This window comes from Bosea sp. Tri-49, from assembly GCF_003952665.1.
Lineage (GTDB): Bacteria > Pseudomonadota > Alphaproteobacteria > Rhizobiales > Beijerinckiaceae > Allobosea.
This window is the reverse complement of the sequence record NZ_CP017946.1, coordinates 552,207-577,209: the sequence shown is the minus strand read 5'-3', so window position 1 is coordinate 577,209 and position 25,003 is coordinate 552,207. Positions and strand designations below refer to the sequence as shown.

Below are 25,003 nucleotides of genomic sequence, written 5' to 3'. Positions count from 1 at the left end.
AAACGGCGGCAGCTCGAGCGCTTATCCGGCTGCCCCTATGTCAGCGGCGAAAACCCGAACGGGTTGGTCGAACCCCTTCAGAACATGCGCCTTCAATTCAACCAGAGGGGATCGCCCATCGACGGCCGCCGCGGCGACCATATCGACCAGGACTTCGGCATTGCCTGCGCTTGCGCACAGGCGCGAGGCGAGATTCACGACGGTTCCGATCGCGGTGTATTCGAGCCGGCCTTCGGAGCCGATACGCCCCACCGTCGCAGGCCCCATGGCGAGCCCGACCCCGAAGCCGAGTCGGTGGTCCAGCGTCTGTCGATCGCGCAAAAGGGACTGGACGGTCTTCTGCATGTCCCGCGCCAGATTGACGGCGCACAAAGCCGGGTCCGGACGGGGCACCGGGGCATTGATCAGGACCATCATCCCGTCTCCGGAGAAATGCGTCAGCGTGGCCCCGTGGTCGATCACCACCCTATCCAGAGCGTCGTAGTAGTCGCTGAGGAAGCTCATGACGATTTCGGGCTCGGCACGCGCCGAGAAGGCGGTGAAACCGCGCAGATCGCCGAAAACGACGACCACCTCGATGCGCCGCCCGTCGAGCACGCTGTCGTCGCCGGAGCGGTCCACCAGTTCGGCCACCTGCGGCGCGAGAAATCGCTTCAGCCGGCCGATCCGCTCCGAGCGCTCCTGCGACACTGCCAGATCGCCCGCCATCTCGTTGAAGCGCGTCGCCAGCCGCTCGAATTCGTCGCCTGTGGCGATGTCGATCCGGTGATCAAATTGCCCAGCCCCGATCCGCGCCACACCGTCCTCTAGAAGGCGGATCGGTTCGATCATGCGCTGTGTGAGCCAATAGGCGAGCGCTGCCGCGAGGCCGGAACCACCAATGAGCAAGGCGCCCGTACGCCATAGAGCCGCGTAAATCGGCTCGAAAGCCTCGGCGACTGGTTGCTTGACGACGACGCTCCAGTCGACACCGGGTATCTGCGCCATTGCGGCGAGAACCATACGCCCGTCGATGTCACGTCCCTCGGTTGCCTGGCCGCTTCGCGTCGTAATCCTCGCCCTGAGAGCTTGGAGCGGCCGTATCGCTGTTTGGTCGGCTCGCAGGACCAGGCTGATGTCGGGATGAGCGACGAGGCGCCCTGGTTGATCGAGAACGAACGCCCCCCCGGTTCGTCCGACCCGGATCGCCGATATCACGTCCCATATCAGTTTGAGATTGACCTCGGCGACTGCCACGCCGACCGCCGCGCGGGTACCGGCTACTGCAATGGTCAAAAAGGGTTCGGAACCGGCATGGAAGGAAACGGGGCCGTACCAAGCGCCCCCCGGGCGGACGTTTCTGAACGCCGGACTGGCCGAGTGGTCCGTGCCGCCCTCGATTTTGTTGAGCCCCATGCGCGATACAAACAGGCGCTCACGGCCCGTGGCATCGACAAAGGTCAGGCTGACGACGGCAGGTACCTGGCGCAACAGCCGAAAGGCGTCGAGCCTGCGCCTTTCGGCGGCGCCGTCAGACCATGGCAGCTGGACGGTCCACGCCAGTTGATCGCGGATCCCGTCCAGGAAGTCCTGAATTTTCGCAGCGGCGGATCGGGCTTCTGCTTCGAGAAGGTCGTTCAGCCTGGCTCTTTGGTCGCGATGGCCAAACCAGGCTTCGCTGCCGCCGGCAACGAGAAGGGGCACGACGACCGCCGCGAACAGCGCGATGAAATACTTCGCGAAGAGCGAGCTCCGTGGAGCGGATGGCGATTGAGTCACCGTGACAGCTCATGCGCCGGCTTTCCGGCGAAGTTTATTCGATCACCACGTCCGCGCTGCTCAAAATTGAAGGCGGCATGGTCAGTCCGAGCTGCCCGGCTGCCTTCAGATTGACGAACAGCTCGACCTTCGTCACGCGCTGGACCGGCAGATCGGAGGGCTTCTCACCCTTGATGATCCGGCCGGCATAGATCCCGGTATGGCGATGCGACTGCCGGAAGTCGCCGCCATAGCTCATCAGGCCGCCAGCGTTAGGGAAATCCCGCGCCTGGGTGATGGCGGGTACTTTATGACGCACGGCCAGCTCGGCGAGGCGCCGACTTCGGTAGGCGAAATAGGGATCGGAGGTGAAGACCAGCGCAGGCAGCTGCATCCGGGATACGGCCGCGAACAGGGCCTCCAGCTCCGGCTCGCTGCTGGCATTGAGGAGGCGCAGCTCCAATCCGAGACTGCCCGCAGCGGCCTGGAGGTTTCTCGATTGCGAAGCCGAGGTCGGGCTCGTCGGATTGACGGCGACGGCAAAGGTCCCGGCGGCTGGAAACAGCTCGCTCATGAACTCCAGCCGTTTCAGCGAGACTTCCACACTCAGGCTGCTCACGCCGGTGAGATTGCCGCCGGGCCGCGACAGACTGGCGACCAAGCCGAGCGCGACAGGGTCGCCGCCTAACTCGAAGACAATCGGGATCGTCTTGGTGGCGGATCGTGCGGCGAGCGCAACCTCCGCACCGCCCGGCGCGACCATGACGGTGACCTGACGATCCGCCAGATCCATCGCGAGCGCCGGCAATCGGCTGTACTGGCCTTCAGCCCAGCGGAAATCGATCGCGACGTTGCGGCCGTCGACATAGCCTGCTTCGGCCAGGCCCTCGGCAAAGGCAGCGAGGCGACTGCCGTATGGTTCGGGCGATTCCGAGCCGAGATAACCGATGACCGGCGCGGTTTTCTGCTGCGCACGGGCCGAGATCGTCGATGCGGCCATCGCGCCGAGCAGCGCGATGGTCTCGCGGCGCGTCATCGGAACAGCCTGGCGCAAGGAGCAGGGCGTGAAACGCACAACCGTTCCCCCCTTTCGACCGCGATCGATGCAGGTCGGGAAACGCCCGACTTGCACCTGCTCCCCTCATATCATGCTGGGTCAGCTGTGTCGCGAAACCGGCTCGCGACCGGCCTACCTAAAGGGGGCTACGACGATCGTGGCTCGTCAGAGCTTCAGCGGCCTTGCCTGTTCAATACGCGAGACGTGCTGGCGTATGGCGGCAGGGGCGAACGGATAAACGCTGCAACAGGCTGGAGCCTGTTGCAGCGCAGGTATCAGCGTGGTCACAAGAGTTTAAGCGCGAGCGAACCGCGCCGGAGACCGATATCGAGCGCAGGCGCGGACAGACGTGATCGAATTCACCTCGACTTTCGCGTGACGACGACCTCGAGATAGCTGCTCGGCACCACCATGGTTGCATCGCCCGATCGGTTGAACTGTTCGACCAGCGCCATCAGATCCCGTGTCAACGCCGCCTTGGCAGGGGCGTCCAGCGCCCCAAAGACCTTGAGCACCGGTCCATAGTAGCTGCTGAAGACCTGGAGCCAGTGCTCGGGCGAGCGATAGCGGAAGACGAAGTCGCGCTGCGTCGCCTGGATCGAGGCGCCAGCCGAACCGAACAGCTCGGCCAGGCGCTCCTCGGTGCCCCAGAGCGCGGGCGAACGCAGCCCGGGAGCCGGCGGGACATATTTTCCGATCGTTTTGAAGAGATGGCCAATGAAGCCGTCCGGCGTCCAGTTGGCCAGGCCGATCTTGCCGCCATGCCTGCAGACCCTCAGCAGCTCCGCGGCGGCGCGCTCCTGATCGGGCGTGAACATCACCCCGAAGGTCGACATGACCGCGTCGAAACGGCCATCCGCGAACGGCAAGGCTTCGGCATCGGCTTCGCGGAAGGAGATATCAAGGCGCTCGGTCGCGGCGCGCTCGCGGCCGCGCTCGAGCAACGCCGCGACATAGTCCGTGCTGGTGACGTCGCACCAGCGGCGAGCTGCAGCGAGACTGGCATTGCCGTTTCCGGCGGCGACATCGAGCACGGTCTGGCCGCTGCGCACATCGAGCGCCTCGCACAGGCGCTCGCCGACGATCTGCAAGGTCGTTCCGACGATGGCGTAGTCACCGGACGACCAGGCGCCATGCTGGCGGAGTTTGATCGCCTCGTGGTCGATCTTCTGCGGGGCAGCGGCTTGAAGCATGGTGGACATTGGATGTTTCTCCCTGCGAGGTTCGCTCGGTAGGCTCGGATGAACGGGTGGGGCATGGCGCTTCGGGGGGGCCTCGCGCCGTACAGTGAGTGGTCACGGCCGCGGATCGATTTGCCGAACGCTGAACTCGATCTCCGAACGGCTGATGCCGATATCCTTCAGCATCCTGTCGTCGAGACCCGACAATGCGTTTGCCGCGTGGCGTAACTGCACCCCAAAGGCGATCCTGCGCAGCCGTCCCGACAGCGCCTCGATCAGCCTGGTCGTCAGAGAGCGCCGGGCAGGCTTGCGATGAGGTGGGACGAAGGGACCATGGACCTCATAGAGAAACTGCTCTCCGAGGATTTGCCCAACTGCCATGCGTCCAACCAGCCGGTCGAGCACCGACTTAGTGCGAGGCCGCAGCGTGTCGGTCAGGTCATCGATGTCGTAGAGAAGATCGCTTTTCAGCGCATACATGGTGCCGCTCCCATTGCTTTGTTCGCCGCCTCTTCGGGCGGTGCTACAGCGTTGTGGCGGCTCGGGGGGCATCTCGTCTGTGAGGTGCCGCACATAGGCGATTCAGCGTGATGGCGCGGCCGATCGCGCACGAAAGCTGTCGGGCATCGAAAACGCCTGGCGGCTGCGAGAATGTCGCCGTCCCTGGGCTAATTTAGCTTCGGCGATAGTCGTCAGGGCTGGAGCTTCTCGCGCCATCAAGGCTCGCTGTGCCTAGCTCCACGAGTCGTCGACAGCAGCCACAGCGGCAATCGATTACAGCTGGACCATCAGTAGAGGCGAGACCGTTCGTAACGTCCGGTTCCAGGCGGCATGCCTATGTCGGCTAGTGGCGCATTTCTCCCAGCCGGTGGAGGGCATTTGTGGCCCTTGCCGGGCGCCAGTTCGAGGTCATCTCACGTCGAGATGAAATGCGTGAGTTTGACGTTGAGATAATCGTGGATCGCCTGACGGCCGCCTTCGCGCCCCATGCCGGAATGGTTGATGCCGCCGAACGGGGCCTCGGCATGGGCGATCATGAAGGTGTTGACCCCGACCATGCCGGCGTGGAGGCCGGCGCTCAGCGCCTCGGCGTAGCGTTGGCTGGACGTGAAGCCATAGGCGGCGAGCCCATAGGGAGTCGAATTCGCCCGCTCGATCGCATCGTCGAAGTCGCGGAAGGTGGCGATTGGTGCCAGCGGGCCAAAGGGCTCGTCGCGCATGATGCGGGCCTCATCGGGCACATCGGCGAAAACCGTCGGCTCGAAAAAGTAACCCTTGTTCCGGCCGGCGAGGCGCCGTCCGCCAGTAAGGCGTCGCGCGCCAGAGGTTTCAGTGTCAGCTGACAGCGCTTCGACCCGGTCGCGCTGGCTGGCGAGTGTCAGCGGCCCCATGGTCGTCGCCCGGTCGTGGCTGTCGCCAAGCACCAGCGCCTCGGCGGCCTTGACCATGCCGCTGGCGAAGCGCTCGGCCAGGCTCTCATGCACGTAGAAGCGGTTCGGGGCGATACAGACCTGGCCGGCATTGCGGAACTTGAACTGCGCACATAGCGCCGCCGCATTGTCGACGTCGGCATCCTCGCAGATCACGACGGGCGCGTGGCCGCCGAGCTCCATCGAGCAGCGCTTGACGGTCTTGGCGGCTTCCGCGAGCAGCATCTGGCCGACGCGCGTCGAGCCGGTGAGCGAGATTTTGCGGACGTCCTCGGCCGCCATCAGGGCCGGGGTGATCGTCTCGGCCGGGCCGAACAGCATCTGGACGGTGCCGGCCGGCGCGCCGCCGGCGGCGCAGGCTTCGGCGATCAGCGTCGAGGTCAGCAGTGTCTGTTCGGACGGCCGGCAGATGATCGGGCAGCCGGCGGCGAGCGCGGGAGCGATCTTGCGCGCCAGCAGGTTGATCGGAAAATTCCAGGCGGTGAAGGCGGCGACGATGCCGACCGGTTCCAGCGCCGTGGCCAGCCGTCCGCCCTGGCGCGAGGGGATCGTCTCGCCGAAGAGGCGTTCAGCCTCGCCGGCGAACCAGTCGAACTGCTCGATCGCGATCAGGACCTCGCCTTCGGACTGGGAGATCGGCCGGCCGATCTCATAGGACAAGGCGCTCGCCAGCGCCCCCTTGCGCGCCTCCATCGCCCGGGCGATGCCGCGTAGCACCTTGGCCCGCCCCCAGCCATGCACCCTCGACCAGGTCTTGAGCGCGGCCCGCGCGTGATGGAGCGCCTCCTCCACTTCGGCAGCACCCGCGCGAGGCGCCGTCCAGAGCTGTTCTTCCGTGCAGGGATTGAGAACGGAAAGCGGCGGCAGCGCGGTGGCCGTCCGGAACTCGCCCCCGATCAGAAGCTTGGGCTCAAGGTTGGACATCGGTATCTCCAGCACGGTCACAGGATGTCCGGCTCGCCAACGGGCGCTCCGAACGAGGTCTCGAGGAAATCGAAGTCGCAGCCCTCATGGGCCTGGCCGATATGGCGCGAGAACATCCAGCCATAGCCGCGCTCGAAGCGCGGTTCCGGACGCGTCAGCGTGGCGCGCCGGAGTTCCAGCTCGGCTGCGTCGACACAGAGATCGATGCTGCGCGCCGCGACATCGACACGGATGAGATCGCCGCTGCGGACAAGGGCGAGCGGGCCGCCGATATGGGCCTCGGGCGCGACATGCAGGATGCATGCACCGTAGCTCGTGCCGGACATGCGGGCATCGGAGACGCGCAGCATGTCGCGCACGCCCTGCTTCAGGAGCTTCTTCGGGATCGGCAGCATGCCCCATTCCGGCATGCCGGGGCCGCCCTGTGGGCCGGCGCCGCGCATCACTAGGATCGTGTCGGCGGTTACGGCGAGATCGGGGTCGTCGATTTCAGCCTTCATCTGCGCGTAGTTGTCGAAGACGAGCGCAGGTCCGGTATGGTCGAGCAGATGCGGCTCGGCCGCCGACGGCTTCATCACACAGCCCAGCGGCGCGATATTGCCATAGAGCACGGCCAGCGCAGGCTCCGCCGAGACTGGCCTGTCCAGGGGCCGGATGACGTCGTCGTTCCAGACCGGCGCGGCCTCGATCGCAGCCCCGAGCGTTCGCCCCTCGATCGTCAGCGCATCGAGAGACAGATGCCGTGTCAGCCGGCTCATCAGTCCAGGCAGGCCGCCCGCATAGTAGAAATCCTCCATCAGATAGCGCTCGCCGGAGGGGCGGATGTTGGCCAGCACCGGAATGATCCGGCTCGCCGCCTCGAAATCGGCAAGACCGATATCCTGGCCCGCGCGGCGGGCCATCGCGATGAGGTGGATGATCGCGTTGGTCGAGCAGCCCATAGCCATGGCGACCGCGACGGCGTTCTCGAACGAGGCGCGCGTCAGTACGGCCGAGGGCCGCAGGTCCTCGCCGACCATCGCGACGATGCGCCGGCCGGTCTCCGTCGCCATGCGGATATGGCCGGAATCGGCGGCGGGGATCGAGGAGGCCCCGGACAGCGTCAGCCCCATCGCCTCGGCGATGGCGGTCATGGTGCTGGCCGTGCCCATCGTCATGCAGTGGCCGTAGGAGCGTGCGATGCCGGCCTCGACCGCCTGCCACTCCTGCGCATCGATCCTGCCGGCGCGGCGCTCGTCGCAATACTTCCAGGCATCGGAGCCCGAGCCCAGCACCTCGCCACGCAGGTTGCCGCGCAGCATCGGCCCGGCAGGCAGGAAGATGGCCGGGAGGTCGGCGCTGATCGCGCCGAGGATCAGGCCGGGTGTGGTCTTGTCGCAGCCGCCCATTAGCACGGCGCCGTCGACCGGATGCGAGCGCAGCAGCTCCTCGGTCTCCATCGCCAGGAGGTTGCGATAGAGCATCGTCGTCGGCTTGACGAAATTCTCCGAGAGCGAGATCGCGGGCAGCTCCAGCGGAAAGCCGCCGGCTTGCAGCACGCCGCGCTTCACATCCTCGACGCGCTGGCGGAAATGCGCGTGGCAGGGGTTGATGTCCGACCAGGTGTTGACGATCGCGATGACCGGCCGGCCGTTCCAGTCCTCGATGCCGTAGCCCATCTGCATCAGGCGCGAGCGATGGCCGAAGCCACGAAGGTCGTCGGTGTCGAACCAGCGGGCGCTGCGAAGCGGCGTTGCCGTCATTGGCTCGCCGTCACGCCGCCGTCGATATAGACGACCTGGCCCGTCATGTAGCTGCCGGCCGGCGCAGCGAAGGTGATGACCTGCCCGACAACCTCGACGGGATCGCCGATCCGGCCGAGCGGGTTGCGATCGAGGATGAAGTCGCGGAAACCCTCGCGCTCGAGATGAGGGCGGATCCGCTCGGACTGGATGAAGGTCGGTGCAACGCCGTTGACGGTGATGTTGTGTTCTGCGAGTTCCATCGCATGCTGCTTGACCAGCATGACGAGGCCGCCCTTGGTGGCGCAGTAGGCCGAATAGCCGCGATTGCGCAGCGCCAGTTGCGAGCGCACCGAGAGCAGGTGGATCTGGCGGCCTCCGGCTCCCTGCGCGATCTGGTGGCGCGCCACCGCCTGGCCCAGGAACATCGCCGATTTGAGGTTGGTCTCGTAGATGCTGTCGAAGGTCGCCTCGTCGACATCCATCAGCCTTTGCTCGCGCTGGATGCCGACGCAGTTGACGAGCACGTCGATGCCGCCCATCGCCTCGGCGGCGCGGTCGGTCGCCTCCGCGATCGCGGCCGGATGGCGCGCATCCAGCGCGAAGCCATGAGCCTCGACGCCCTGCCCGCGCAGCCTATCCGCTAGCGCTAGCGCCTTGGCCTCGCTCGGGCCAGCGATGGCGACATCGGCGCCGTGCCGCGTCATCGCCAAGGCGATCGCCTCGCCGAGCGCTCCGTAGCCGCCGGGCAGGAAGACGCGCAGCCCTTGGATGTTGAAAAGCCGGTCGATCGCGTCGAGGTCGATCTGCGGCGTCAGGTGCCCTTCGGAGCGGTTCATGCGGCGGGCTCCAGGGCGGCGGCGCGGTCCGTCAGCAGAGTGCCGAGATAGGCGCGGGCCGGCTCGTGGGCGAGCAGGCCGGCATAGTCCGGCAAGGGCGTGACGACGCCCTTGTTGACGAAGATGAAGCGCTCGCAGATCTCCTCGAGGATCTCGAGGTGGAAGCGCTCGTTCGGGTGGACGCAGAGGAAGACCAGCCGGCGCTCAGCTCGCAGCCGCCGGAAGAAATCCAGCATGAAGCCGATATAGCCGTCCTGCGTGTTGAACTGCGGCTCGTCGAAAAGATGGACCAGCGGATACTCGCTGCCGGCACGCTGCATCAGCGCATTGGGACGAAGCGAGCGGAAATGCCGGACCTGGTAGGACTGGTGGTAGTGGATGGCGAGGCGGTCGCGCTCGTCGGTGCGGACGCGGTGGATGTCGCGGCCGCAGACCTCGACCTTGCCGGATGTCGGGCTGTTCGAGCCGGTGATCAGCTCGAACAGCGTCGTCTTGCCCGAGCCGTTGGGGCCCATCATGCCGACGATCGCCGGTTCCTCGATGCGGAAATCCGCGTCGAGCCTAAAGGTCGGCGTTCGGTCGAAACGGCCGCGCGTGTAGATCTTCGACAAGTTACTGACGTCAAGCATGGCGCTCATGTCACATTCCGATCAGGCGCTGGCGCCGGGAGCTGTCGTCGAGCAGAGCGCGGGCCGGTCCCTCATGGACGATCCGGCCGCGGTCCATGACATAGGCGCGGTCCGAGACCTCGAGCGCGGCGAGCGCGTTCTGCTCGACGATCAGCACGGAGATGCCTTCGGCCTTGAGGCGCCGCACTGTCGACAGCACGTCCTGGACGATCTTGGGCGCAAGCCCCTGGCTCGGCTCGTCGAGCAGGACGAGTCCCGGCGAGCCGAGCAGCGCCCGCGAGATCGCGACCATCTGCATCTCGCCGCCGGAGAGGTTCTCGCATTCGCGCGGCATCAGATGTTCGAGCGCCGAGAATATCGAGAACATCTCGCTGACCTGCCAGGACCGGAAACGGGTCTTGCGCATGCCGATCTGCAGGTTGCGTGCGACGGTCAGCGTCGGGAAGACACGGCGATCGTCCGGCACCCAACCGATGCCCATGGCCGAGATGCGATGCGTCGGGTGGCGGGTGATGTCCTGCCCGTCGAAATGGATCTGCCCGCGCCGCGGCGGCGTCAGACCCAGGATCGAGCGGATGGTCGTGGTCTTGCCGGCGCCGTTGGCACCGAGCAGCGAGACCACCTCAGCCTCGCCGACCCGTAGCGAGGTGCCGAACAGGGCCTGGGTCTCGCCATAGAAGGTTTCGATGTCGCGGACCTCAAGCATGGGTTGCCTCCGCCAGGGCCGAGCGCCGCACCCATTTGTTGTCGCTGAGCTGGGCCGGCGTTCCCTCGGCGATGACCTGACCCCAGTGGATCACCGAAATCCGGTCGGCGAGCTCGAACAGGAAGCGCATGTCGTGCTCGATCATCACGATCGTGTAGCGCTCGCGCAGCCGCTTCACGAGCAAGGCGAGGCGGCGCGTCGCCTCCACGCCGAGGCCTGATGTCGGCTCGTCCAAGAAGAGGATGCGGGGCTGGGCCGCGAGCGCGACGGCGATCTCCAGCGCGCGGCGGTCGCCATAGCTGAGCGATGCGGCAGCGTCCCAGGCGCGTGCGGCAAGGCCGACCTGATCGAGCACGGCCAGCGCCTGATCGATGAGGGCGGTATCCGAGAACACCGCCGACATCGCGCGCAGCCGGCGTTTCCGGAAGGCCGGCAGCGCCAGCATGACGTTCTCGATGACGACCGTGTCGTCGAACAGGTTCATCAGCTGGAAGGAGCGCGAGACGCCCATCCGGGCGATGCGCTGCGGCGGCAGGCCCGAGATCCGCTGGCCGTCGAACACGACCTCGCCGCGATCGGGCTTGTGCTGGCCGGTGAGGACATGAAAGCAGGTCGACTTGCCGGCCCCGTTGGGACCCATGATGCCGCTGACCTGGCCGGCCTCGAAGGAGAGCGAAATGTTCTCCAGCACAACGCGCGAGCCGAAGCGCTTATGGATGTTGCGAGCCTCGAAGAGCGCCATCACGCGGCCTCCGTCGCGGGGGCCGGCGCTGTAGTCGGCTTCAGGGCAGGCCTGCGCCGCAACAGCCCGTGCAGCATGCCCGCCAGGCCTTCCGGCCGCAGCATCACCATCGCCATGAAGATCAGGCCGTACCAGAGCAGCCAGGTCTCGGTCAGGCCGCCGAGGACGTCGCGGGCGACGAAGTAGAACACCACGCCCAGCACCGGTCCCCAGAAGCTCACAAGGCCGCCGCCGACGAGGACCATCATCACGATGAGGCCGGATTGATGCAGGCTCATCACATCGGGATAAGCGCTCTGCTGGGCCATCGCGAGCAGGCTCCCGGCGAGGCCGGCGAGCATCGCAGACAGCGTGAAGACGGCCCATTTGAAGCGCCAGACCTCGTAGCCGACGAAGCGCGCGCGGGTCTCGTGCTGGCGGATGGCCTGCAGCACGCGGCCGAAGGGCGAGTTCGCCAGCCGCCAGCACAGCACCACGACGATCATCAGCAGCGCAGCCGCGAAATAGAACAGCGTGCGGTTGTCGGTGAGCGCGAGCTGCCAGGGCCCGAGCGTCAGCGGCGGGCGCGGAATGCCGAGCAACCCGTCCTCGCCGCCGGTGACGCGATGGAGCTTCATCGCGAGGAACCAGAAGATCTGGCCGAAGCCGATCGTCAGCAGCGCATAGTAGATGCCGCGGCGATGGGAGAGGAATGCCCCGACAAGGGCGCCTGCGACCCCGGCCGCCAGCACGGCGGCCAGCAGCCCACCCCACAGGCTGACTGCGACATGGTGCTGGAACAGCCCGAAGGCATAGGCGCCGATGCCGAGATAGGCGCCATGGCCGAAGGAGTGCAGGCCGGTATAGCCGAACAGCAGGTTGAACCCGAGTGCGAAGCCGATCCAGATCGCGATCTCGATGCCGAGATACTGATAGAGCCCGACGGCAGGCAGCAGGTCCGGCGCGGCCAGCAGCAGCAGGGCGAGCACGATCATCGGCGGCGTGATCCAGGCCGATGGGCGCGCGGGGATGTCCGAGAGCGAGATCATGGCGTCAATTTTCCAGGGCGCTCTTGCGGCCGAGCAGGCCGCGGCTGCGGAAGCCGAGGATCGCGATCAGAAGCAGGTACATCGACATCGTCGACCAGGCCGCCGCATAGGCGCCGGTGATTCCGATGGCGAGACCGACGAGCAGGGCCGCGATGACGGCGCCCCAGAAGCTGCCGACGCCGCCGATGACGATGATGAGGAAGGCCGGGATCACGATATCGACGCCGACATGCGGGCGAAGCCCCCAGATCGGCACCATCACCACGCCGGCGAGCCCGGCTAGCGCAGCGCCGAAGCCGAAGACGACGAGCCTGAGCCTGGCGAGATCGTAGCCGAGGGCCCGGACCATCTCGCTGTCATGCGCGCCAGCCTTGATCACCGCGCCGGCCGAGGTGCGCTCCAGGAACAGCCAGACGGCGATGATCGCGGCGATGCTGAAGCCGGCGGCGAAGAAGCGGTAGGTCGAGAAGATCATGCCGTTCAGCAGGAAGGCGCCGTTGATCGCCTGCGGCAGGGCCAGGTTCTGCTCGCCCGTGCCCCAGACGAGCCGGATCAGCTCCTCGATGACCAGAGCGGCGCCGAAGGTCAGCAGCAGCCCGTAGAGCGGCGGCTTGCCATAGGTCGGGCGCAGGCAGAGCTCGAGCAGCATGCCGGCGAGCCCGGCAAGCGCTGGCCCGAGGGCGAGCGCCAGCACATAGCGTAGGCCGAGCGGCAGGCTCAGCCACCAGGCGCCGAAAGGCGTTCCGGCAAACCAGCTGCCGGCAATCACCGTCAGCGCGAAATAGGCGCCGATCGCGAACAGCGAGCCGTGGGCGAGATTGATCACCTCCATCACGCCGACGATCAGGGTGAAGCCAAGGGCGATCAGGGCGAAGAGCAGGCCCAGCGTCAGGCCGTTGATGATATGCGGCAGAAGATCGATCATGCGGATCCGTCCGGATGCAGCGGTGCCATCATCCGCAGCCGCCGGCTGGCGGCCACGGATGGCGGGACGGGTCAGGCATCGAAGGTCGGCGTCTGTTCGTAAGGCTCCAGTTTGCAGAGCTTGGCGGAATCGGTGTCCCGCACATCCTCCGCCTTGGCCTGGCTCAGGACCTCGAAGATGTCGTCCTTCTCCTTGGGCGCCTTGTTGGCGGTCGCGAGATAGATCGTCTGCTGCACCTGATGCGTCTGGGCATCGATGCTCGCATCGAAATGCTGCATGCGGTCCCTGGCCGAAATCCTGTGGCCTTCAAGCGCCTTGATCACGGCGATGTTGTTGGTCGTGCCGGCCCGCTCCACGGCGCCGAGCAGCTCTCGTATCGCCATGTAGCCATTATAGAAGACGTTGCCAGGCGAGCGCATGGCGGTCTCGGGATACATCGCCTGGTAGCGCTTGACGAAGTCGGCGACGCCCGGAAGGTCGAGGCGGTAGTACCAGGTCGTACCGAACACGCCGAACAGGGTCTCGATCGGCAGGCCGTAGACGTCGTCCCAGTCCTGCTGGCTGTTGATCCAGGCCGGCTTGTCGCCCATCTTGAGCTGGACGACCTGCTGGCGCATCGCCTTCTGGTCGTCACCGCCGATCGCCGCCGAGATGACGCCGGGCTTGCGCTGCTGCACCTTGAGCAAGGCGGAGGTGAAGTCGCGGGTGCCTTGCGGGATCAGCACCTCTTCCATGACCTTGCCGCCATACTCCTTCAGCAGGGTCTTGGTCGCGGCGGCAGTATCATGGCCCCAGACATAGTCGTTGGTCAGCAGCATCCAGTCCGGCCCGAAGCGCTCGATCGCGCTCTTGACCGCAGCCTTGGCGAAATTGGTGCCGTTGCCGTCGAACACGAACTTGACGCGGTGGCAGTTCTGGCCAGCCTCGGTCGGCGAGGACGAGTTGGTGTTGATGTAGACCACGCCGTATTTCTGGGCGACCTGGCTGATCGCGTTGGCGACGCCGGAATGGACCGCGCCGACGAGGAAGCCGCATTGCTCGCGGCTGATCATCCGTTCCGCTACGCGGCTGCCGGTGGCGGCCGTCGTCTCGGTGTCGATATGGACGAACTCGACCTTGCGGCCGAGCACGCCGCCGCGCTCATTGGCTTCGGCGATCGCCATCGCCATGCCGCGCTTGTCGCTGGCGCCGGAGTTCGCATACATGCCGCTGGCATCGGCTGTGATGCCGATCCGGAGCGGCTTGGCCGCGCCCTGCGCCCAGACGCGATTGTGCTGCCACGGGCCTGCAAACAGCGAGACTGCGGACGCGGCGCCGGCGGCTCCCAACAAGCCGCGCCGTGAGATCTTGATCTTCGACATCATGTCCTCCCCGAAACGGGCGGGCTTGTGCCCGCCTCTTGTCTGATCGAAGTCAGAACTAATTTTCAAAGAGCATGAATATTTTTTCTCTCTTGTCAACTAGCGCAGAAAATTTGGCGCTTTATGTCACTGTTCGAGTGCGCTAGAAGAAATAATGAACGAAAATTCATTCAATAACCAGGTGCCTGCGTCTTCTCAGGGAGAGGCCACGCAGGAGACGTTCGAGGCGCTGCGCCAGCGTCTGCGCAATCGCTTCGATCAACTCAGTCCGCACCTGCAGCGCATCGCGCGGTCGGCACTGGAGAAGCCCAATGATTTTGCCTTGAACACCGTGGTCGTCATCGCCGGCGAACTCGAGGTCCAGCCATCGACGCTGATCCGTTTCGCCAAGGAATTCGGTTATCGCGGCTTCTCCGAGATGCAGCGGGTCTTCCGGCTGCGCTTGATCGAGGGCGCCCCCCGCGCACGCGAAGAGGTTTTCGCTCGGCAGACTTCCCCGCAAGAGGCGCGGGATTTCGGCGGCCTGCTGAACGGCTGCGTCGATGCGCTCATCGCCTCGCTGGAGGACCTGCGGCGGACCATTTCGCCAGAGTCGCTGGAGAAGGCGACGGCGATGCTACGCCAGGCCGAGCATGTCTACATCGCCGGCCTGCGCCGCTCGCGGCCGATCGCGACCTATCTGGCCTATGGCCTGACGCGCTGCGAACGGCAGTGCAGCCTGCTCGATTTCGGCAGCGGCATGGCAGCCGAACAAATCGCCACCATGCGCTCCGGCGACCTCCTGGTCGCGATCGCCTTCACGCCCTACACGCAGTCGGTGGTCGACATCACGCTCGACACCCACCTCAGCGGCAAACGTATCCTTGTCCTGACCGACGTACCCGAAAGCCCCCTGGCGCGCCACGCGGACCTGGCTTTCCTCGTCGACAACTCAGCCACCAGCCAGTTCAGGCCGATTTCAGGGGCGATCGCGCTCGTGCAGACCTTGATCACCGGGTTGGGCGGGGGATGAGCCGACGCGCCGCTCGTCGCACTCGCAGGGCGCCCATTTCTAGAACTGGTACTTGAGCGTCGCCTTCACGGTGCGGCCGGGCTCGCTGTAGTAATCGCGCGACTGCGGGCGCGCGAGCGGCACGTTGGCTGCATCGAAATACTTGCGGTCGAAGATGTTGTAGACGCCGACCTGCAGCTCGACATCTGCGATCTCCGGCGCCGGGCGCCACCAGGCCGAGGCGTTGAAGATCGCATAGCCCGGCGCCTTGAAGCCGGTGCCGGCCTGGACAGTCGAGACGTCGTCGCGCTTGCCGGCCATCTTGGCCGAGACCTCGGCGCCCCAGCGATCCGTGCCATAGGCGACGGCGACGATACCCTGCACCGGCGGGATCGAGTTCAGGAAGATGTCGTCGGTCTTGTTGCGGCCACGGGTATAGGCGAAGGAGCCGCGCACCAGCCAGTTCGGCGCGAAGGCGTATTGCCCGTTGAGCTCGACGCCCTGGATCTCGGCGCGCGGGATGTTGCGGAAGCTGACGATACCGCCCTGTGGGTACAGGCCACCAACATTCGGAGCCTGAAGCTGGATCTGCTCGATGTAATTGCGATAGTTGGTGTAGAAATAGGTGATCGAGCCGCCGAGCTGCTTGTCGCCGAAGCGGACGCCGACATCGACGCCATTGCCCTCTTCCGGCCGCAGCAAGGGGTTGCCGGCGCGCAGATAGGTGCTCGGCCCGCCGAAGCGGCCATAGAGCTCGTCCGCCGTCGGTGCCCGGAAGCTCTTGGCCCATTGCGCGAAGACAGTGACGTCCTTCACGAAAGGAGCGCTCTTCAGGAGGTCGTATTCGAGCCGGATGCGCGGCGACCAGCCGGAATCGCTTGAGGACGGCGGCAGGCCGATCGGATTTGAGCCACCGGCCGAATAGGCCGGCGTCGCCTGCGGCTTCTCCTCATACCAGTCGAAGCGCACGCCAGGCGTGATGCGAAGCCGGTTGTCGAGCAGGCCGATCTCGTCCTGCACATAGAGGCCGACGAGCCGCCCGTCGACATCGGGCTGGTCGGCCTGGTTGGTGAACAGGTTGTTGCAGGTGGCAAGCGCCCCCGTGAACGAACCGGAGGCCGGCCGCGGCGGGCAATTGTCGATGCCGGACGAATACTGCTTCAGCGAGGACATGCGCAGCTCGGTGCCGAACGTCACGCGATGCGAAGCCGGCCCCGTCTGGAAATTTTTCACGCCATAGGCATTGAAGCCGTAGGCGTTCTCTTCGCTCTCGTTGTCGCGACCATAAGGCCCGATGATGCTGGTGTAGCGCCAGGCACTGACCAGGTCGTTACGCTTCAGCTTCTGCCAGTAGAGATTGGCGTGCGCCTCGTCGAGAAAGCCGCCGGGCTGCTTGTAGTCATAGGTAAACGAAACGCGGTTGCGCTCGACATCCTCGCCCGTCTGATGGGCGCCGGGCCGGAAATTGCCGGTCAGCGAGACCGTGCTGGTCCGGGTCTGAATCCGGTCGGCGCGCTTGAAGAACTCGCCAGTGAGGCCGAAGCGGTGGGCCTCACCGACCTGCTGGTAGATCTTGCCGAGGAAGCTGTACTGGTTGAAGTCGGCCGGGTTCGGCTCCGTGCGGGTCGCACCGATCGACTTGTCCTTGCCCCTGTTGTCGACCTCGTGGCCGTTGCGGAAGCCACCCTGCAGCAGGACGGAGGTGTTGCCCATGCGGGCGGCCGCCGCCGCGCTGCCGAACCAGGCCCGATCGGTACTGTCATAGCCGGTTTTGGCCAGCGCCCCATAGGAGCGCCCGTTACGGATCAGGTCCTCCGGATCGAGCGTGCGGACCGCCAAAGCGCCGCCGAGCGCACCACCGCCGAGCGTGGCGCCGCCGCTGCCGCCGCGCAGCAGGTCGAGCGAGGACAGCGAATCGAAGTCGAAGGCGTTGGCGCCGGCGCGGCCGATCCGGGTGTCGACGATGAAGGGCTGCCGAATGCCATCGATCGTCGTCAGCACGCGCGCGCCATCCAGGCCGCGGATGTTGAGCGAGCCGTTCTGGCGGTTGAAGGTGATGCCCGCCTCGATCCGGTTGGACAGATCGGTCAGGCTCTGGATCTGCTGCCGGTCGAGCTCGGCGCGGGTGGTGGTCGTGGTCGTCGGCCCCTGCAGCAGCGGCGATGCCTGCCCCTCACCCTGCACGTTGATCTGGTCGAGCACGACCTGATCGGGCGTGGCGGGCGGGCGCGCAGGGGTTCGTTGCTGCTGCGCGAGCGCCGGCGCCGTCATGGCCAGCATCAAGGCCCCAAGCGCCACGCCTTGGCGCAGCCCGCTGCAATTCGTCCCCATCGCCCGTATCCTGTCGCTGAGAAGCAACTTTCCTTGCCAAGTTGTCTTGCCAAGTCGATTGCTTTTTATAATGCCTGAAAACTAGGACATATGCCTTACTTTCACCATCAGCGGTTATTTAACTGCAGTTTAACTGTCAATAGACTCGCGATTGCGTGATGCATTACTTATTTATTGCAATTTCAAACTAAAATTATCATTCGTCTAAACCGAAAGATTGCGCGCCGACGAGGCCGCCACCCGGCCGGCCTCGCAAAGCTGTGATGGCCCTGCTCCCGCCGCACTCGTGGTCGTGTATTGCGGTGCGAAAAGCCGCTGGCATCATCATCGCCTCGTCACAGACACGGACCATTCTTCATGCTCGACCGCCGGAGATGGCTGATGGGTTCAGGCGCGCTGGCAGCAAGTCTCGCCGGCGGGCCCTTCCCTGCCCGCGCCGCCGAACCCGATGTCGTCGTGATCGGTGCTGGAGCGGCCGGGATCGCCGCGGCAAAGCAGCTTCAGGCTGCAGGCCGGCAGGCCATCGTGCTCGAGGCGCGTAACCGCCTCGGCGGGCGCACCTTCACCGATTCGTCGCTGGGGCCGGCCTATGACGCCGGGGCGATGTTCATCCACTGGGCCGAGCGCAATCCCTGGACCGAGATTGCCCGCGACCTTGGCGTCGCGACCCCGAACGAAAGCTGGGGTGGTGGCTTCCAGCTCTTCCAGAGCGGTAAGCCAATGCCGGCGGGCGACCGCGCCCGCCGCCGCGGCGCCTTCGGCGAGATCGACCGGCGGCTGGAGACGGTCGATCTGCAAAGCCGCGATCTCTCCGTTGCCGAGTTGCTGAGCGATCTCGGCCCCGACCTCGCGCCCGTCGCCTCCTCCGGCCTGCTGCTCTCGATCGGCGAGGAATCGGCGCGCATCTCGGCGCGCGACTATCAGCGGCTCTGGTCGGGCGAGGATTACGTCGTGCCGAGCGGCTACGGCAATCTCGTCGCGCGCTATGGCGCCGGTCTCGATATCCGCCTGAACCAGCCCGTCACGGCGATCGACTGGAGCGGCTCGCGCGTTGCCGTCACCACCGCCGCGGGAACGCTCCGGGCCCGCGCCTGCATCGTCACCGTGCCGGTCGGCGTGCTGAAGGCCGGTGGAATCCGCTTCACGCCGGAGTTGCCCGCACGCACCCGCGACGCGCTCGCCGGCATTGGCATGGGCGCGCTCACCAAGATCGCGCTCAAGGTCGAGGGCGATCGCTTCGGCATCGCGCCGGGCACGACCTATTTCGAGGCCGGCGCGGCTGGGCGGTTGATCAGCTTCGAGCTCTTCCCGGACGACCGCGACCTCGTCATCGGCTATTGCGGCGGCGATTTCGCCCGCGACCTCTCGAGCGCCGGTCCGGGCGCCGCCCGCGAGCAGGTCGTCGATCTGCTGGCATCGATGATCGGCAGCGAATTCCGCAAGGCGGCCGGCCCGGTCTCCTTCCCGGCCTGGTGGACCGACCCGTTCTCGCACGGGTCCTACTCAGTCTGCCTGCCGGGCCATGCCAATGCACGCGACGTCCTCGCCGAACCGATCGGCGGCAAGCTCTGGCTCGCCGGCGAGGCGACAGCCGGCGGCGGCGCAATGACCGCGGGCGGCGCGACCCTCGCCGGCCGCACGGCGGCAGCGGCCGTGGCGCGCCTCAAGGCCTAGAACCCGAGACCAGCTCTGGCCCGCACAAGGCTTGCCCGACCCGCCCAGTCTTTGCCACCATGGCAGCGCTGGGGATCGAAGCGGAGCCTGATGATGCGTCTGTCGCTCATTCTGGCCGGCGCCCTGCTGGCCTCTCCGGCGCTTGCCGCCGGGCCGTATGCGAAATTCTCGGTCGGCAACTGGGCCGGCGGCGCCTTCACCAACAACCAGACCGGCGCGTTTTCGCACTGCGCGGTCTCGGCGAGCTACAAGAGCGGCGTCACCATGCACGCCTCGCTCAACGGCAATTACGGCTGGAACCTCGGCTTCTCCAATCGAGCCTGGGGCCTGCAGCCGAGCGTCGATGTGCCGATGGAACTCGTCTTCGACCGCAACGACACGGTCCGGATCAACGCCAAGGCGGTGCAGCCGCAGCTCGTCGTCGTCACCATGCCGGCGAACTCCAACATCGTCCGGGCCTTCCGCGGCGCCGAATTCCTCGAAGCCAACATGCTTGGGGCGCGCTACACCTTCCGCCTGACGGCGACTGCCGAGATCATGCCGGCGCTGCTCGACTGCGTGAAGACCAACGCCAACCTGAAGGTCGCACCCGGGAGCCCGGCGCCGGCGCAAGGCAGCGGTACGACCGCGGCGGCCGCCACCGATCCGGCGCTCCAGCTCGAAGCGGTGACGCTCGCGACCAATTTCCTGCTCAAGACCCAGCTGCCCGAGCCGAAGGTGTTGAGCGGCGCGGAGGCGCCTTCCGGCATCGGCAACAACGGCGCCGGCTGGCAGGCCAAGAATGCGACAGGTCTCGTGCGCGTCCTGACGACTCCGAACCTGAAGGATGTCGACGTCGCCGCCGCGGTCTCCGCGGCCGATGCGCGCGGTTGCCAGGGCAGGTTCGCCTCGGGCCGAACCACCGACACGGTCGAGGGCAGCACTGTGCTGCGCGGCTTCTCCTCCTGCGAGAATGGCGGCGATGCCCGTTATTACGAGTTCTACGTGCTGCCGCGCAAGCAGGGCGGCTTCGTAATGTTCTCGGTGGTGACGACAGGCGACGGCTCGCTGCACCAGCAACGCCGCGCCGATTTCCAGCGGGCCGCGCTGACCTCGGTGCAGTGACGGCGCAACGGATGTTCTCCGGCCTCTCTCGCCTCTGGCGGCTTGATGGCAGACTCGGGCGGATCGCCTTCGCGGGCTACCTGGTGCTGGCCTGCACTCTGCTGCTCGTCGTTGCCGTCGTTGCCGCGCAACTGCTCAATCTGACCTGGGCGGATGACGCCGACCCACGCCTCTTTGTCGAGCCGCTCCCCAACGCTGCCATCCAGGGCCTGCTCTATTGGACACTGCTGGCGATCGCGGCCCAGCGCATCCGCGACACCGGCTTCCCGGTCCTGCCGTCCATCGCCGTAATGGCCGCTATCGAGCTGCTGGAATACGCCGTGCTGCCTTCGTTGACGCAGGCCCGGCTGCCGGCGCCGCTCGAGACCATGACACCGCTCGGCGGCGCACTCTCGCTCGCCTCGCTGCTCTTCCTGTTGGTCTGGCCGAGCGCTAGAGATCGCGCTCCCAGTTCTGACCGACCAGATCCTTCCCGAAGGAATGATGCTTCTCTTCCGCCACCAGCCTGAAGCCCTCGGCGATGTAGATGGCACGGGCGGCGTGCAGGATGTCGTTGGTCCACAGCGCCATGCTGCGATAGCCGGCGGCGCGAGCGAAACTGAGCGCCTCGCGCACAAGGCGCTTGCCCAGGCCGAGCCCCTGCGCCCGCGTCTCGACCAATACGAGCCGGAGCTTCGCCACCTCGTCGCTCTCGCGCACGACGAAGGCCGACCCGACAGGGGCGCCGTCGAGCTCGGCGATGAAGCAGCGCTCATGTCCCGGCCGGAACTCGCGCAGAAACTTCACCGCGATCTCGGCGACCAGCGCCTCGAAGCTGATGTCCCAGCCATAGACCTCCGCATAGAGTCTGCCATGAGCCGAAATCACCCAGCCGATATCGCCGGGACGGTGCTCGCGGATCGTCACCGCAGGCTGCGGACTGGCGGCGCCTGACAGCAGCGCCTGCGCGCGATCGAGCGCGGTAACGAGGCTCGCTTGCTCGCTCGTTGCCAGGCGCGACAAGATCATGTCGGCCTGCCGACGCGAGGCGTCGTCCAGCGGTACGAAAGCCATCCGCCCGGCTGTCGTCAGCCTGAGTTCATAGGCCCGGCCATCGCCATCCGATTTCGTCCGCTCCAGCCAGCCCAGATCGATGAAGCGCTTCAGCAGGCGCGAGAGATAGGCTGGGTCGAGTCCAAGCTCGCGCGCCAGCTCGCCCGCCCGCCAGCCATCGCGCTGCGCCAGCTCGTAGAGCACCCGCCCCTCGGTCAGCCCGAAGCCGGAACCATGCAGATCGCCACCGAGCGCCCCGATGAAGCGGGTATGGAAACGGCCGAAACGGCGGATCGTCGCGATGGCCGATGTGTCGACGGCGGACATGGCTAGCCTCCTCTTCTGGTCGCGAGAAGCGCCAATTAATAGACAGAGTCAACTAAATTATCGCACTGCTGGAAAGCCCGCATTCACCGCGCCTTAACTTGGGAAGCGCCCAATCGAGGGCTTGCGGGCGTGATGAGTTTGAGTGCGATGCAGGTCGATCTTCTGGCCGGAGCCGGCTATGCCGCGCCGATGCTGCCCTTGCGTATCCCGACCATCCTCGTTTTCGATTCCGGCCTCGGCGGATTGACCGTGCTGCGCGAGGTCATGCGCCAGCGCCCCGACGCCGATATCGTCTACGCCGCCGACGACGCCGCCTTCCCCTATGGCCGCCTCGACGAGCCGGCATTGGTCGAGCGCGTGCTCGCCGTGATGGAGCGCCTCGTCGACCGCTTCCATCCCGATCTCGTCGTCATCGCCTGCAACACCGCCTCGACTTTGGTGCTGCCGGCCCTGCGCGCCCGCTTCGCCATTCCCTTCGTCGGCACCGTCCCGGCGGTGAAGCCGGCAGCCGAGCGCACCCGCAGCCGCCTGATCTCGGTCCTGGCGACGCCCGGCACGGTCGCGCGTGACTACACCCGCGACCTGATCGAGCACTATGCCACCGGCTGCGAGGTCACACTGGTCGGCGCGACCCAGCTCGCCGGCCTGGCAGAGGCGGCGCTGAAGGGCGAGCCTGTCGACGACGCCGAGATCGAGGCGGAGATCGCACCCTGCTTCGTCGACCGCGACGGAAGGCGAACCGACGTGGTGACGCTCGCCTGCACCCACTACCCGCTGCTGCTACCCCGCCTGCAGCGGCTCACCCCCTGGCCGGTCGAATGGATCGACCCCGCCCCGGCGATCGCGCGGCGAACCATGCAGCTGCTTGGCCCGGCACAGATCCGCCCGGAGCCCGCTATGACCGTCGCCGTTTTCACCGACGGCTCGCGCCTCTCCGGCCCGGCTCATATCGCGCTCGCCGGCTTCGGCCTGGCACGGATCGAGACCGAGCCGCTCCCGCTCGCAATCTGACCATATTTTGGAACTGTTCTGATCTGGAGGCGTTATCGACGCCACCGGTCATAATGGGAGAGTGCCATGAAGAAACTGATCCTGGCCGCGGTCCTCGGGCTCGGCGCCATGCTGTTCGGGTTCGGCGGCATCGACGATGCACAGGCCAAGCCAAAGGGCTGGCACAAGCACAAGGGCCACCATTACGGTCACAGCGACGGCCCACGCCGTCACCATGGCTGGAATCGTGGCCGGCATCTGGGCTGGTACAAGCACCCGCACCATCGCCGCGCCTATTGGCGGTACTAGACCTCGACCGGGCTATCGACAGTCTAAGCTCGCCTTGCCGGTGCCGATCGTGTCCACGGCGGGATAAAGCGCTCGCCGTCGATTATACGGTGATGACCGAAGCGATCACGCAGAGCAGCGCGGTGCTGACCGGGTTACATTCAGACGATCACCGAGAGCCGAAAGCTTAGCCGATGACGGCCTTCGTCTTCGGCGCCGCTGCCACGCGCTCGTATCGCTGGAGGTTTGCCTTGACCGGTTACGACATCGCCCCGCTCGACCCGCGGGAAGAACATTTTGTGATTCCCGGCCCGATCGAGGGCCTGTCACTGTTCCTGCGTCATCTGCCGACGGCGGTCACGAGTTTCTCGCCGCGCCGCGCGGTCCTCTACATCCATGGCGCGACCTTTCCATCGGCGCTTTCGATCGCCCATCGCTACGATGGCCGCTCCTGGCGCGATGCGCTGTGCGAGGCCGGCTTCGACGTTTGGGGTTTCGACTTCTATGGCTACGGCCATTCCGGTCGCTATCCGGCGATGGACGAACCGGCCTCAGTGAACCCGCCACTCGGCACGACCGAGGAAGCCGCGCTGCAGGTCGAGACAGCTACGCGCTTCATTCTCTCCCATTCTGGCGTCCGGCAGCTATCGCTGATCGCCCATTCCTGGGGCTCGATGCCGACCTGCCATTTTGCCGGCACGCATTCCGATCTGATCGATCGCCTCGTCCTGTTCGGACCGATCGCGCGGCGCGAGCCGCTGAACCAGGAAACCCCGCCCGGCCTGGCGGCTTGGCGGCTGATCACGCTGGATGATCAGTGGCGCCGTTTCGTCGAGGATGTTCCAGCCGGTGCCGAGCCAGTACTGTCGCGCCAGCACTTCGCGGAATGGGGCGAGCGCTATCTTGCCAGCGATTCACAGGCAGATTCGCACGATCCTGCCAGCGTCAAGGTTCCGGCTGGCCCGGCCGCGGATATCGGCAAGGCCTGGCAAGGCGTGCTGCCTTATGATCCCGCTCTGATCCACGCTCCCGTAGCGATCATCCGCGGCGAATGGGACAGCCTGATCACCGACGCCGACGCGCGCTGGCTCTTCGACGCCTTCACTGCCTCGGCAGCGAAGCGAGACATCAAGATCAGCCACGGCACGCATCTGATGCACCTGGAGACGATGCGCTTTGCCCTCTGGCAGGAGAGCATCGCCTTCCTCACCGCCGCCGACGCGCCCACCCTAGCCGCCTGAGCCGACGGAGAGACCCATGTTTTCCGTGATCTTCGAAGTCCACCCTCACGCCCATCGCAAGGACGAGTACCTCGCTCTGGGCAAGCAGCTGAAGCCGATCCTCGAAAGCATTGACGGCTTCATCGACAATGAGCGCTTCGAGAGCCGCCTGCGGCCGGGCTGGGTGCTGTCGCATTCGTCCTGGCGCGACGAGAAATCGCTGGTCCGCTGGCGCGCCCAAGGCGAGCACCATGTCGTGCAGCGCAAGGGGCGTGATGAAGTGTTCGAGGATTATCACCTGCGCATCGGCGAGGTGATCCACGACACCGCGCCCCAAGAACGCTCATCAGATGGACGGCGTCTCGACGAGACCGAGACCGGCATCGCCAAGGTCGCGAGCTTCACCGAGATCACGCCGGAGGGCGACGTCGACCTAACCGAACGGCTTGGTGAGTTAGCGCAACAGATCGGCCTAACCAGCGCATCCGACCTGGTCGAGCACGATCTCTTCGCCAGCCTCTACACCCCCGGCAAGCTCGCTTTGCTCGCCTCCTGGCGGGACGTCGAAGCCGCCGAGACCTTCGTGCCGAAGCCGATAGCAGGCGTGAAGGCGATGCGGCACCGGACGGTGCGGATCATCCGCGACTATGGCCGTTTCGACAGGCGCGAGGCGCCGCAATACCATCCGCCGGTGAGCCGCTGACTCCAAAAACATGCGCTCCGGGTTTGACAAATCGCGTCAGCGGTGCTTGTAAGCCGGCGTCGC

The 25,003-nt window shown here is 66.1% G+C and carries 23 protein-coding genes; 8 read left to right on the top strand and 15 right to left on the bottom strand.

Features of this window, described 5'->3' with window-relative positions; genetic code table 11:
• Positions 1 to 21: 21 nt before the first annotated feature.
• The 13 genes from BLM15_RS02860 to BLM15_RS02800 all read right to left on the bottom strand — a co-directional run bounded on the left by BLM15_RS02860 (position 22) and on the right by BLM15_RS02800 (position 14,280).
• Entirely contained in the window at positions 22 to 1,758 is a 1,737-nt protein-coding gene (locus tag BLM15_RS02860) for an adenylate/guanylate cyclase domain-containing protein (protein WP_126110194.1), read from the bottom strand.
• Positions 1,759 to 1,792: 34 nt separating this feature from the next.
• Positions 1,793 to 2,773 (bottom strand): ABC transporter substrate-binding protein, encoded by a 981-nt coding sequence (locus tag BLM15_RS02855; protein ID WP_126110192.1) that lies wholly within the window; start codon positions 2,771 to 2,773, stop codon positions 1,793 to 1,795.
• A 380-nt stretch (positions 2,774 to 3,153) separates the two neighbouring features.
• The gene (locus BLM15_RS02850) at positions 3,154 to 3,996 is read right to left on the bottom strand and encodes a class I SAM-dependent methyltransferase (RefSeq protein WP_126110190.1); all 843 of its coding nucleotides are present in this window, start codon (positions 3,994 to 3,996) and stop codon (positions 3,154 to 3,156) included.
• 93 nt (positions 3,997 to 4,089) lie between these two features.
• Positions 4,090 to 4,455: a DUF1127 domain-containing protein gene (locus BLM15_RS02845; RefSeq protein WP_164547377.1), complete on the bottom strand. Its 366-nt coding sequence runs from the start codon at positions 4,453 to 4,455 to the stop codon at positions 4,090 to 4,092.
• A gap of 434 nt (positions 4,456 to 4,889) precedes the next feature.
• Positions 4,890 to 6,329, bottom strand: coding sequence for an NAD-dependent succinate-semialdehyde dehydrogenase (locus BLM15_RS02840; protein WP_126110186.1), 1,440 nt, complete (start codon positions 6,327 to 6,329; stop codon positions 4,890 to 4,892).
• A gap of 17 nt (positions 6,330 to 6,346) precedes the next feature.
• Positions 6,347 to 8,071 carry an L-arabinonate dehydratase gene (gene araD, locus BLM15_RS02835; RefSeq protein WP_126110184.1) on the bottom strand — a complete coding sequence of 575 codons (1,725 nt, stop codon included), beginning with the start codon at positions 8,069 to 8,071 and terminating at the stop codon, positions 6,347 to 6,349.
• Positions 8,068 to 8,889, bottom strand: a complete 822-nt coding sequence (locus BLM15_RS02830) for an SDR family NAD(P)-dependent oxidoreductase (RefSeq protein ID WP_126110182.1) — start codon at positions 8,887 to 8,889, stop codon at positions 8,068 to 8,070. Before BLM15_RS02830 ends, araD begins: the two co-directional genes overlap by 4 nt.
• Positions 8,886 to 9,527, bottom strand: coding sequence for an ATP-binding cassette domain-containing protein (locus BLM15_RS02825; protein WP_126110180.1), 642 nt, complete (start codon positions 9,525 to 9,527; stop codon positions 8,886 to 8,888). Before BLM15_RS02825 ends, BLM15_RS02830 begins: the two co-directional genes overlap by 4 nt.
• Before the next feature lies 1 nt (position 9,528).
• Positions 9,529 to 10,224 (bottom strand): ABC transporter ATP-binding protein, encoded by a 696-nt coding sequence (locus BLM15_RS02820; protein WP_126110178.1) that lies wholly within the window; start codon positions 10,222 to 10,224, stop codon positions 9,529 to 9,531.
• Positions 10,217 to 10,966 carry an ABC transporter ATP-binding protein gene (locus tag BLM15_RS02815; protein WP_126110176.1) on the bottom strand — a complete coding sequence of 250 codons (750 nt, stop codon included), beginning with the start codon at positions 10,964 to 10,966 and terminating at the stop codon, positions 10,217 to 10,219. The genes BLM15_RS02820 and BLM15_RS02815 overlap by 8 nt, the downstream gene beginning before the upstream one ends.
• Entirely contained in the window at positions 10,966 to 11,994 is a 1,029-nt protein-coding gene (locus tag BLM15_RS02810) for a branched-chain amino acid ABC transporter permease (RefSeq protein ID WP_206438595.1), read from the bottom strand. Before BLM15_RS02810 ends, BLM15_RS02815 begins: the two co-directional genes overlap by 1 nt.
• Before the next feature lie 4 nt (positions 11,995 to 11,998).
• Positions 11,999 to 12,919, bottom strand: a complete 921-nt coding sequence (locus BLM15_RS02805; RefSeq protein WP_126110174.1) for a branched-chain amino acid ABC transporter permease — start codon at positions 12,917 to 12,919, stop codon at positions 11,999 to 12,001.
• 71 nt (positions 12,920 to 12,990) lie between these two features.
• Positions 12,991 to 14,280 (bottom strand): ABC transporter substrate-binding protein, encoded by a 1,290-nt coding sequence (locus BLM15_RS02800; RefSeq protein WP_126110172.1) that lies wholly within the window; start codon positions 14,278 to 14,280, stop codon positions 12,991 to 12,993.
• Positions 14,281 to 14,461: 181 nt separating this feature from the next.
• Between BLM15_RS02800 and BLM15_RS02795 the strand changes: the two genes are divergently transcribed.
• Positions 14,462 to 15,292, top strand: a complete 831-nt coding sequence (locus tag BLM15_RS02795) for a MurR/RpiR family transcriptional regulator (RefSeq protein ID WP_164985387.1) — start codon at positions 14,462 to 14,464, stop codon at positions 15,290 to 15,292.
• A gap of 39 nt (positions 15,293 to 15,331) precedes the next feature.
• Here the strand turns inward: BLM15_RS02795 and BLM15_RS02790 are convergent, their stop codons facing one another.
• On the bottom strand, positions 15,332 to 17,602 hold the full coding sequence (locus tag BLM15_RS02790; protein ID WP_126110168.1) for a TonB-dependent hemoglobin/transferrin/lactoferrin family receptor: 2,271 nt from the start codon (positions 17,600 to 17,602) through the stop codon (positions 15,332 to 15,334).
• Positions 17,603 to 17,983: 381 nt separating this feature from the next.
• On the opposite strand from BLM15_RS02790, the gene BLM15_RS02785 reads away from it, so the two are divergent.
• From BLM15_RS02785 to BLM15_RS02775, 3 genes are all read left to right on the top strand, one after another.
• A complete protein-coding gene (locus tag BLM15_RS02785) occupies positions 17,984 to 19,276 on the top strand; it encodes a flavin monoamine oxidase family protein (protein WP_236846501.1) in 1,293 nt (430 codons plus the stop codon).
• Between the two features lie 93 nt (positions 19,277 to 19,369).
• A complete protein-coding gene (locus BLM15_RS02780; protein WP_126110164.1) occupies positions 19,370 to 20,380 on the top strand; it encodes a hypothetical protein in 1,011 nt (336 codons plus the stop codon).
• Positions 20,381 to 20,391: 11 nt separating this feature from the next.
• Complete coding sequence (locus tag BLM15_RS02775; protein WP_126110162.1) at positions 20,392 to 20,889, top strand: hypothetical protein; 498 nt, start codon at positions 20,392 to 20,394, stop codon at positions 20,887 to 20,889.
• Here BLM15_RS02775 and BLM15_RS02770 read toward each other — a convergent pair.
• Positions 20,813 to 21,739 (bottom strand): bifunctional helix-turn-helix transcriptional regulator/GNAT family N-acetyltransferase, encoded by a 927-nt coding sequence (locus tag BLM15_RS02770; protein ID WP_126110160.1) that lies wholly within the window; start codon positions 21,737 to 21,739, stop codon positions 20,813 to 20,815. The two genes, BLM15_RS02775 and BLM15_RS02770, sit on opposite strands and share 77 nt — an antisense overlap.
• 147 nt (positions 21,740 to 21,886) lie before the next feature.
• Between BLM15_RS02770 and murI the strand changes: the two genes are divergently transcribed.
• From murI to BLM15_RS02750, 4 genes are all read left to right on the top strand, one after another.
• Positions 21,887 to 22,750: a glutamate racemase gene (murI, locus tag BLM15_RS02765; RefSeq protein WP_126116029.1), complete on the top strand. Its 864-nt coding sequence runs from the start codon at positions 21,887 to 21,889 to the stop codon at positions 22,748 to 22,750.
• A 66-nt stretch (positions 22,751 to 22,816) separates the two neighbouring features.
• Positions 22,817 to 23,038 (top strand): hypothetical protein, encoded by a 222-nt coding sequence (locus tag BLM15_RS02760; RefSeq protein WP_126110159.1) that lies wholly within the window; start codon positions 22,817 to 22,819, stop codon positions 23,036 to 23,038.
• Positions 23,039 to 23,268: 230 nt separating this feature from the next.
• Positions 23,269 to 24,258 (top strand): alpha/beta hydrolase, encoded by a 990-nt coding sequence (locus BLM15_RS02755; RefSeq protein WP_164547376.1) that lies wholly within the window; start codon positions 23,269 to 23,271, stop codon positions 24,256 to 24,258.
• 16 nt (positions 24,259 to 24,274) lie between these two features.
• A complete protein-coding gene (locus tag BLM15_RS02750) occupies positions 24,275 to 24,940 on the top strand; it encodes an antibiotic biosynthesis monooxygenase family protein (protein ID WP_126110155.1) in 666 nt (221 codons plus the stop codon).
• The last annotated feature ends 63 nt before the right edge of the window (positions 24,941 to 25,003 follow it).

Excerpts from the sequence above, each read along its gene's own strand:
- BLM15_RS02855 (WP_126110192.1), bottom strand. The coding sequence starts at position 2,773 with ATGACGCGCCGCGAGACCATCGCGCTGCTCGGCGCGATGGCCGCATCG.
- BLM15_RS02850 (WP_126110190.1), bottom strand. The coding sequence starts at position 3,996 with ATGTCCACCATGCTTCAAGCCGCTGCCCCGCAGAAGATCGACCACGAG.
- BLM15_RS02845 (WP_164547377.1), bottom strand. The coding sequence starts at position 4,455 with ATGTATGCGCTGAAAAGCGATCTTCTCTACGACATCGATGACCTGACC.
- BLM15_RS02840 (WP_126110186.1), bottom strand. The coding sequence starts at position 6,329 with ATGTCCAACCTTGAGCCCAAGCTTCTGATCGGGGGCGAGTTCCGGACG.
- araD (WP_126110184.1), bottom strand. The coding sequence starts at position 8,071 with ATGACGGCAACGCCGCTTCGCAGCGCCCGCTGGTTCGACACCGACGAC.
- BLM15_RS02830 (WP_126110182.1), bottom strand. The coding sequence starts at position 8,889 with ATGAACCGCTCCGAAGGGCACCTGACGCCGCAGATCGACCTCGACGCG.
- BLM15_RS02825 (WP_126110180.1), bottom strand. The coding sequence starts at position 9,527 with ATGAGCGCCATGCTTGACGTCAGTAACTTGTCGAAGATCTACACGCGC.
- BLM15_RS02820 (WP_126110178.1), bottom strand. The coding sequence starts at position 10,224 with ATGCTTGAGGTCCGCGACATCGAAACCTTCTATGGCGAGACCCAGGCC.
- BLM15_RS02815 (WP_126110176.1), bottom strand. The coding sequence starts at position 10,966 with ATGGCGCTCTTCGAGGCTCGCAACATCCATAAGCGCTTCGGCTCGCGC.
- BLM15_RS02810 (WP_206438595.1), bottom strand. The coding sequence starts at position 11,994 with ATGATCTCGCTCTCGGACATCCCCGCGCGCCCATCGGCCTGGATCACG.
- BLM15_RS02805 (WP_126110174.1), bottom strand. The coding sequence starts at position 12,919 with ATGATCGATCTTCTGCCGCATATCATCAACGGCCTGACGCTGGGCCTG.
- BLM15_RS02800 (WP_126110172.1), bottom strand. The coding sequence starts at position 14,280 with ATGTCGAAGATCAAGATCTCACGGCGCGGCTTGTTGGGAGCCGCCGGC.
- BLM15_RS02790 (WP_126110168.1), bottom strand. The coding sequence starts at position 17,602 with ATGGGGACGAATTGCAGCGGGCTGCGCCAAGGCGTGGCGCTTGGGGCC.
- BLM15_RS02785 (WP_236846501.1), top strand. The coding sequence starts at position 17,984 with ATGGGTTCAGGCGCGCTGGCAGCAAGTCTCGCCGGCGGGCCCTTCCCT.
- BLM15_RS02780 (WP_126110164.1), top strand. The coding sequence starts at position 19,370 with ATGCGTCTGTCGCTCATTCTGGCCGGCGCCCTGCTGGCCTCTCCGGCG.
- BLM15_RS02775 (WP_126110162.1), top strand. The coding sequence starts at position 20,392 with ATGTTCTCCGGCCTCTCTCGCCTCTGGCGGCTTGATGGCAGACTCGGG.
- BLM15_RS02770 (WP_126110160.1), bottom strand. The coding sequence starts at position 21,739 with ATGTCCGCCGTCGACACATCGGCCATCGCGACGATCCGCCGTTTCGGC.
- murI (WP_126116029.1), top strand. The coding sequence starts at position 21,887 with ATGCAGGTCGATCTTCTGGCCGGAGCCGGCTATGCCGCGCCGATGCTG.
- BLM15_RS02760 (WP_126110159.1), top strand. The coding sequence starts at position 22,817 with ATGAAGAAACTGATCCTGGCCGCGGTCCTCGGGCTCGGCGCCATGCTG.
- BLM15_RS02750 (WP_126110155.1), top strand. The coding sequence starts at position 24,275 with ATGTTTTCCGTGATCTTCGAAGTCCACCCTCACGCCCATCGCAAGGAC.